Annotated in this window: 6 protein-coding genes; 3 read left to right on the plus strand and 3 right to left on the minus strand. The window is 64.7% G+C overall.

What is annotated here, in order from left to right:
- Window positions 1-1,586: MMPL family transporter (locus tag VGH54_RS15985; RefSeq protein ID WP_331513039.1), on the plus strand; the 1,586-nt coding region annotated here is incomplete at its 5' end.
- A 16-nt stretch (window positions 1,587-1,602) separates the two neighbouring features.
- Here the strand turns inward: VGH54_RS15985 and VGH54_RS15990 are convergent.
- On the minus strand, window positions 1,603-2,406 hold the full coding sequence (locus tag VGH54_RS15990; protein ID WP_331513040.1) for a mycofactocin-coupled SDR family oxidoreductase: 804 nt from the start codon (window positions 2,404-2,406) through the stop codon (window positions 1,603-1,605).
- 79 nt (window positions 2,407-2,485) lie between these two features.
- Here VGH54_RS15990 and VGH54_RS15995 point away from each other — a divergent pair, with 79 nt between their 5' ends.
- A complete protein-coding gene (locus VGH54_RS15995; RefSeq protein ID WP_331513041.1) occupies window positions 2,486-3,541 on the plus strand; it encodes an alpha/beta hydrolase fold domain-containing protein in 1,056 nt (351 codons plus the stop codon).
- 30 nt (window positions 3,542-3,571) lie between these two features.
- Here VGH54_RS15995 and VGH54_RS16000 read toward each other — a convergent pair whose 3' ends face one another.
- Window positions 3,572-5,239, minus strand: a complete 1,668-nt coding sequence (locus VGH54_RS16000) for a hypothetical protein (protein WP_414688730.1) — start codon at window positions 5,237-5,239, stop codon at window positions 3,572-3,574.
- Between the two features lie 431 nt (window positions 5,240-5,670).
- Between VGH54_RS16000 and VGH54_RS16005 the strand changes: the two genes are divergently transcribed.
- On the plus strand, window positions 5,671-7,374 hold the full coding sequence (locus VGH54_RS16005) for a hypothetical protein (RefSeq protein WP_331513044.1): 1,704 nt from the start codon (window positions 5,671-5,673) through the stop codon (window positions 7,372-7,374).
- A 33-nt stretch (window positions 7,375-7,407) separates the two neighbouring features.
- On the opposite strand, the gene VGH54_RS16010 is transcribed toward VGH54_RS16005, so the two are convergent.
- Window positions 7,408-8,386 (minus strand): HTTM domain-containing protein (locus tag VGH54_RS16010; RefSeq protein ID WP_331513045.1); only part of this gene is annotated, 979 nt, incomplete at its 5' end.

Consider the following 8,386-nt stretch of genomic DNA (forward strand, 5'->3'; position numbering starts at 1 on the left):
CCCAGGCGCGGATGAATCCCGAGCTGCTGATGATCGAAACCGACCACGACCTCCGCAACTCGGCGGACTTCCTGGTGATCGACAAGATCGCCAAGGCGATCTTCCGGGTGCCCGGAATCGGTCGCGTGCAGGCGATTACGCGCCCGGAGGGCACGCCGATCGAGCACACCTCGATACCGTTCCAAATCAGCATGCAAGGCGTCACCCAGCAGCTGAACCAGAAGTATCAGATGGATCAGATGGCCGACATGCTCAAGCAGTCCGACGAGATGCAGACCACGATCGACAGCATGGAGAAGATGTCTCATCTGACCAAGCAGATGTCCGACGACATGCACATCATGGTCCAGAAGATGCATGCGATGACTATCGACATCGAAGAACTACGTGACCACATCTCGGAATTCGACGACTACTTTCGTCCAATCCGCAGCTATTTCTATTGGGAGAAGCACTGCTTCGACATTCCGTCCTGCTGGGCGCTGCGCTCGGTCTTCGACACCCTTGACGGCATTGACACGATGACCGACGACATCGAAAGTCTGCTGCCCGTGCTGGATCACCTCGACACGCTCATGCCCCAACTGACCGCGATGATGCCCGAGATGGTCGCGAACATGAAGGACATGAAGAAGACGATGTTGACCATGTATTCGAGCCAGAAGGGCTTGGCCGACCAGCAGGAAGAGGCGCAGAAGAACTCGACCGCGATGGGTAAAGCGTTCGATGCTTCCAAGAACGACGAGTCGTTCTATCTTCCGCCGGAAACCTTCAACAATGCCGAATTCAAGCGGGGCATGAAGAATTTCATCTCGCCCGACGGTCATGCCGTGCGGTTCATCATCAGCCATGCCGGTGATCCGATGACAGAAGAGGGCATTTCGCACATCGACGCGATCAAGAACGCGGCCAAGGAAGCTCTCAAAGGCACGCCGCTGGAGGGCTCGACGATCTACCTCGGCGGCACCGCGGCCACTTTCAAGGATATGGCCGACGGCAGCAACTATGACTTGCTGATCGCTGGAATCGCTTCGCTGTGTTTGATTTTCATCATCATGCTGATCATCACCCGCAGTGTGGTGGCATCAGCGGTGATCGTCGGCACCGTCTTGCTATCCCTGGGCGCGTCGTTCGGGCTGTCGGTGCTCATCTGGCAGCACCTGATCGGCATTGAGCTGCACTGGATGGTGCTCGCGATGTCGGTCATCATCCTGCTCGCCGTCGGCGCCGACTACAACCTACTGCTGGTGTCGCGGTTCAAAGAGGAGATCCACGACGGCCTGAATACCGGGATCATCCGGTCGATGGGTGGTACCGGGTCGGTGGTCACCTCGGCCGGGCTGGTCTTCGCCTTCACGATGATGACGATGGCGGTCAGTCAGCTGACGGTGATCGGTCAGGTCGGAACCACCATCGGGCTCGGTTTGCTCTTCGACACCCTGATCGTGCGGTCGCTGATGACGCCGTCTATTGCCGCGCTGATGGGCAAGTGGTTCTGGTGGCCGCAGGTTGTTCGGCAACGGCCGAAGCCGTCGCCATGGCCTGCGCCGCTGGAGAAGCGAGACGCGCCGCTGGTAACCGCTTGATGCGCTTGCGCTTACGTCAGTGGATGCGCGCGCTTCCGCCGAGCCCTATCTCGAGGACGCTGCCGGTGATGACCCCCGGGTCGGTAACCAGGTACAGCACGCCGCGGCTGACATCCTCGGGTTGTAGCCATGGCTGAGGGATCGGATTGGCTTTCATCATCCGCCGTACGAGATCGTCCGGGATGTCGTCAGCGCCAGTTGGTTGCACCATCGGTGTTTGCGTCGTAGTGGGGCAGACGACGTTGACCGTGATTCCCTCTTTCGCGACCTCCAGGGCCACGGACTTCGCCAGGCCGATGACACCCCATTTCGTCGCGTTGTAGGCGGCCAAGTCGGGGATACCCATCCGGCCGCCCATCGACGAGGTCACGACGATCCTGCCGAACTTCTGCCGGCGCATCACCGGGATGGCTGCCCGCAGGGTGTGAAACGCGCCGGTCAGATTGGTGTCAACGAGTTGCTGCCAGACCCGGTCGCTGACCTCGTCCAGTGGCCCGGTGCTGACGATTCCGGCGTTGGCCACCACGATGTCGAGGCTGCCGAGATCGGCGACGGTCTGTGTGACGGCGGCGTTGACCGCGGCCGCATCCCGCACATCCACGGTCAAGGGCATGCAGCGTCGGCCCAGTTCGTCGACCAGCTTTGCCGTCTCGCGTAAGTCGTCCTCGGTGCCCAACGGGTAGGTCAGGTCCGCCATGGCCGCGGGAGCATCAGCGAGCACGATGTCGGCGCCCTCGGCGGCCAACGCCAACGCGTGCGCGCGGCCCTGCCCGCGGGCTCCGCCGGTGATCAGAGCAACGCGTCCATCCAAAGCACCCATAGCGGACGAAGTTACCCTGGCTGGCTGAGTTGCTCCGACATCGGTGCGGTCCGCTGTTGCGTCGAGGTAGCGTCACCACATGGCTGAAGGTCGTCTCGCCGATCCGGATTGTTCGTTGGGAACCGACCCTCGGTCGGACCCGCGAATGGTGGAGGCGTTGGCGCAGTTCGGGCTCGACGCCAACATGCCCGTCGTGCCACTGACCATCGATGCGCCGCTGGAGGAACGCCTCGCCTATGCGGAGATGTGCGAGGCGGGCATTGGCGCCGTGCTCGACGCCTTCGCGCCCGGTGTTCCCGACGCGGTTGGCGTCACCACTACGACGACGACGATCACTGGTGAGGACGGCAACGACGTCACGCTGTACATCAGTCGCCCGGACGTCGACGGTCCGTTGCCGGCGGTGGTGCATCTGCACGGTGGCGGCATGGCCATCGCCAGCGCCGCCGACGCGATGTACTCGCGCATTCGGGAGTACCTGGCCGGCACCGGCCTCGTTGTCGTCGGCGTCGAGTTCCGCAACTCCGGGGGAAAGCTTGGCCCGCATACGTTTCCGGCCGGATTGAACGACTGCGCATCGGGCGTGCGATGGGTCGCGGCGCATCGCGCCGAACTTGGCGTCAGCCATCTGATTGTGTCCGGCGAATCGGGCGGAGGCAATCTCACTCTCACGGTGGGGCACAAGGCCAAGAGAGAAGGGTGGTTACACGAGATCGCCGGGTTCTACGCACAATGTCCGTACATCTCGAACCGGTGGCACGAGGTTCCCGACGAGTTGCCGTCGCTGCGTGAATGCGACGGCTACTTCATCAACCTCCAGCAGGCAGAACTCCTCGGCTCGATCTACGACCCCGACGGTGCGCACGCGAACGACCCCACGTGTTTCGCCGGTGTCGCAACCGACGACGACCTGAGCGGTCTACCCCCGCATGTGATTTCGGTGAATGAGCTCGACCCGATGCGCGACGAAGGCTTGGACTACTACCGGCGTCTGATGCGTGCGGGCGTACCTGCCGTGGGCAGAGTCGTCGCGGGTACGTGTCACGGCGGTGACATGTTGTTCGCGGGCGTAATGCCCGACGTTTTCGCCGCCAGCGGGCGGGATCTCAGCGGCTTCGCGAAGGGCCTCGGCTAGACCGGTACCGCCGGGTCAGGCCTCGTTGCGTCAGACTTCCCGCCTCGGTCCATTGCCAGGGTGGTCTCGCGGATTTGGTTGAGCCCGATGAATTCTCGGTGCGCTGGTCGGTGATTGCGGGCCGGGACGTTGGGGCGGTTGGGCGATAGGCCGCTGTCTGGCGTCGTCGGTTCGGAATATCCGGGGCGCCCGGGTCGGTAGCTGTTGTGTCGCGTCCTCACGCCCGGAGCCGACGTCTATCCGGCGCGTGGGCTGCCCCTCCGGACGATGGATCCGCGGCGGGGGAGGTGGCCGTTGCCATGGTGGGGCGGTTGCGCCGTGGGTGCGGAGTCGCGTTGTCTCGGCATCCAACCCCTCAGGCCGGACCCGGTTGTCCCCCTTGCCTTTAGCGGGTGGGCGACGTTGCACGAAGCGTGCAGTGATGATGGCCACGACGAGGATGCACAAGGCTAGCCCGCTGAGCACAGCATCGAAGGTGCTGGTGATCTGCTGGGCGAGATTGTTTCCGTACACCGGGTTGGCAGCCCCGGCGGGCGTACCTGCAACTCGGGGCGATAAGGCGATGCCCAGCACGATGCGAGAAACACTGAGCACCAGGAGAACTCCGCACAGAGATGAGATGACGGCGACCGGGAAAAAGCGGCTCACGAGGTTCGCGCGAAGCCAGATCGCAAGCGCCGCGGTCAATACATCGAACGTGGCCATCGCCGCGCTGTCGTACGGCGAGCGGGACAGATGCAAAACGGCGGCAACGATGACGTCGGTTGCTCTCATCAGCACGGAAGCAGAACACCAAACAGCGATCAGTAGTAAGCCTTTTTGTGCGGCTACACGCCAGACACCTCGGTCGATCTGCTGGTTGGTTGCCACACTGAGCAGGGTCAGCGGCGCGAATATCGCTGCGGCCGCAACCCACGCCAGATAACCCTCGAATCCCACCCCGGCCGTCGACGTGTTCTGTGCGATGCCATGAAATCCGTCGATCTCGCGGCCAACGGGAAGAACCCAGACGACAACGCCGGCGCTCAGCGTGGAGGCTCCAAGCGCTATGGTCGCCAGCCGATCCGACCTGCTGCCGCTCTGCAGAATCCACCTGGCTGCCACGACGACGGGCACCAGCGCCACTACGCCGTACACCACGGCCGTCGCAATGATCGCCATACTCTCTTTGCCGAAGCCAGATGAGCCCGCCGAGCCCGGCAAGGCAGCTTTTATCCGCCAGAACAGGTTGAACAAAACAGCCAGCGTCGCGAGGGCTATCGACGTGTAGCCCACGATTCGAGCCAACAGTGGCCACGTTCGAAGGCTGCCGTCGTCGGTGGCCGTGCCGGTGATCGTCGGCTGCGCACCCAACAACGCGCCGCTGATCCCGAGCCATGCGCCTGGACCCACGCCACCCGGCACATTGCCGGTGCCGCCGTAGCGCATGGTTTGCACGACGTCGAAACCGACGATGCCCGCTACCAGCAATACGTATGGCGCGTTGAGCGCCACGCGGAGTCGACCGGCGAGGCTGTTGCTCAGGCGTGAGCGGGTCACATAGTCCACCGCGATAGCTACCAGCGAAAGCACGGTCACCACAGCCAGCAGCGCAAACAATGCACCGCTGCTATTGGGGATGCCGATGCCGAAGTACAGGTTCCATGGGAAGAGAGGCGCGATGAGCAAGAGCACGCCGGCGAGGACGTCGCGACCGATATTCCACCGCTTTGCCGAGGGCTCGTTCGGAGCGGGGTGTCTCGGGGGCGGCCGTGTGCCCTGGCCGGCTGAGAGAGGTTGGGTGGCGAAGTCCTGGGTGGCCGGCTCATCGTGCCTTTGGCTCACGAGATCTCCCTGGAATGTGAAACTGCGGTTCGGCACCGTTTTAGTTCGAACCCTGCTCGGTAAGTTGCGCGGCTCATCTGTGACGGTATCCGCTGCGCGCCGATCCGGCACGAGGTTGCACCGGCTAATTCGGCACACAGTTGAGGCGGAGCGCAATCTGCCAAATACGCTGGCATTCTCTCGCCAATGAACGATAATCGCCGAGGTATAGGCGAACGCTTTGCATTCTTGCCTCGGGCTTGCCCTGATAGATCGTGAGTGACGGCGACCATGCCGATGCGGCAGCAGTGGAGAGGAGGTCCGCGGTGGACCTAGCTCTAGGGGTCGCGGTCGACGGTCCGGTTGCCCGCTTGGCCCTCATCGAAACCGGTAACGGTGCCCATGGGGTCATCGACGAGTCGGTCGTCGACCTCGCGCAGGATCCGATCGCGAGACTGACCGAGACGGTGGTCAGTACAAGTCGATCGCTGGCAGACCAATATCACCGGCTGGTCGCCACCCGGCTGTGCTGGTCGGATCAGGACCTAGCCAATCAGCTCAGGCGGGTGTTGGACGACTCCGGCGTTCAGAACGTCGCGGTGTTGTCCGACTCTCAGGCAGCAACGGCGATGTCTTCGCTGCCGCTCGCGGTGCCGGACGACCCTGCCTTCGCGACCGCCCGCGGCGCAGCGTTGGACGCGTCGACGGGCCGGCTTTCCTACCCCGCCGGCGACGCGACCGCGTTAGCACATGTGCCGCCGACCGGCAGGTTTTCCTCGCCGGGCGGCGACCCAACCATGGCGTCAGCTGCAGCGCCGATGACCGAAGGAATCCCGGGCGCCGAGGAAGCGACGAGGGTCGCGGCTATGGAATCGCAGTTGGCCTACTCGTTGGAGGACGACGACGCCGAACTGCTCCCGATGGAATACGGCGGCGATGATGACGAGGAATTAGACGCTGCCGCAGTGCCAGCCGGCCGGGCCTTGCTGGTGGGCAGCGCGGCCGGCGGAATGCTGGTCGCTGGAATTGCGGCGTTGGCCGTAGCAGTGACGATCGGCGTCCGCCCGACCGCCGCGTCGCACCCGCAACCGCCGGCGCCGGCGCAGCAGAAGGCGGTTCCGGGAAACTTCGTGCCCGCCCTGCCGGCGCCGGCGGCGCCGCCTGCTCCGGCCGTGCAGGCACCACCAGTGCCAGCTCCGGATGCGGGTGTCCCCCAGCGTGGCCTGGGGCCTGCGGTCGGACGTGGTGGCGCTGTAGATCAAGCGCCACCGCCGGCACCCGCACCGCCCCCAGACGTCGGCCCCGGTGTCGGGCCGCCGCCGGCGCCCGGCTATATCCCAATTCCGATCCCCGTTCCGATCCCCTTCCCCCTACAGCCGAGCACGACGGGCGGCACCACGACCGGTGGAACTGGGACCACGACGGGTGGGACCACTGGCACCACGACGGGTGGTACCACTGGCACCACGACGGGTGGCGGGACGACGGGTGGGGCCACCGCGGGTACCACGGGCGGCACGACCGGAGGTACCACCGGCGCGACGACCGGTGGCGGGACCACCGGCGCGACGACTGGCACCACGACGGGTGGCGGGACGACGGGTGGGACCACCGCGGGTACCACGGGCGGCACGACCGGAAGTACCACCGGCGGTACGACCGGTGGCACGACGGGGACGGCGACGACCGGCGGAGGCACGGGAACGGCCACGACGGGTGGTGGGACGACCGGTGGCAGCACCACCGGCGGTGGCACGACCGGCGGTGGCACGACGGGCGGCACGACCGGGGGCACGACGACGGGCGGTACGACCGGCGGAACGACGGGGACGGCGACGACTGGCGGAACGACGGGGACGGCCACGACGGGTGGTGGGACGACCGGTGGCAGCACCAGCGGTGGTGGCACGACGGGCGGCACCACCGGCGGTGGGGGAACGACCGGCGGTGGGACGTCGGGTGGCGGATCCGGCCATGGATTGACGACCGGTGGCGGAACCAGCCATGGATTGACGACCGGTCACCTATAGCTCAGCCGACCGGTCCGCCGCGTCTCCTTTCGCCTAGTCTTCGGTGGTAGTCCCAGCGGCACTTGGACTTTCGGCTCGAAATTCGGCGACGAGTCCGTCGTCTCCTGTCGAGTCCGAATTCTCCTTGCGATTCCTGGATTTCGGCCCAGGTCGAGCAAGTGCCGCCAGCTTCTTCGTCATGTCTTTGGCGCTACGCGGAAGACGCTCCACTATTTCGGGCGGGACGAACGCGAGGTAGAGGACGAACACGGCCGGGGTGAAAAATCCAACCGCGATGGTGACCATGATCATGGTGTGCATCACCACGCCCGCGGCCAGGACCCATGGTCGTAATCGCTTGTTCCACACCAGAATCCCGACTGACAGCTCGATGGCGAGCGCGCCCCAGGTGACGGCGTTCATCAGGAGTGCGCTGGTCGTAAGCCAGTGCGGCGCAGGCAGCAGCAGCATGTCTGGCAGCCGCAGGGCGTAGGACACGGCGGTACCCTGCGGCCACGCATTGCCATTCAGTTTGGCCTGCGCCGATGCGAGATAGATCAACGACAGCTGCACTTGCATCAACCGCACCGGCCATTGCGGGCGCTGCTGCGCCGACCAGAACTTGCCGGCGCTGCGTACTTGGTCCAGCGAAAGCGCCGCGCCGCACGGCGAGATCGCAAGGAACAAAGCTTCGATGCGCACAGCGAGATCGCCGGAATTGAACACCCACACGTCGCGGTGCTCGAACGACAAGATCAGCACGAACACCGCCAGAGCGGCCAGTCGGCTGTGCCAGCCGATCGTCAGCGCGACCGAAAACAACAGCAGCAGGATCCATCCGACAAGCAGCACATGGTCACTGGTCCAGATAGCGAAAACAGTCCACTGATAGGCACTCTCAGGCTGCTGCGGCTCGACTCCGTGCTGGCCGAACAGCGCGTACAGATCAGGGAGCAGTGAGGCCGTCCAGCCGATCGCCACTGCGCCGAACGCCATCCTGATGAGGCCGAGAGTGTATGCCGGCTGCGGTCGA

It is taken from the genome of Mycobacterium sp. (assembly GCF_036488105.1).
Lineage (GTDB): Bacteria > Actinomycetota > Actinomycetes > Mycobacteriales > Mycobacteriaceae > Mycobacterium.

Coding starts and splice junctions, on each gene's coding strand:
- VGH54_RS15995 (WP_331513041.1), top strand. CDS start 2,486: ATGGCTGAAGGTCGTCTCGCCGATCCGGATTGTTCGTTGGGAACCGAC.
- VGH54_RS15990 (WP_331513040.1), bottom strand. CDS start 2,406: ATGGGTGCTTTGGATGGACGCGTTGCTCTGATCACCGGCGGAGCCCGC.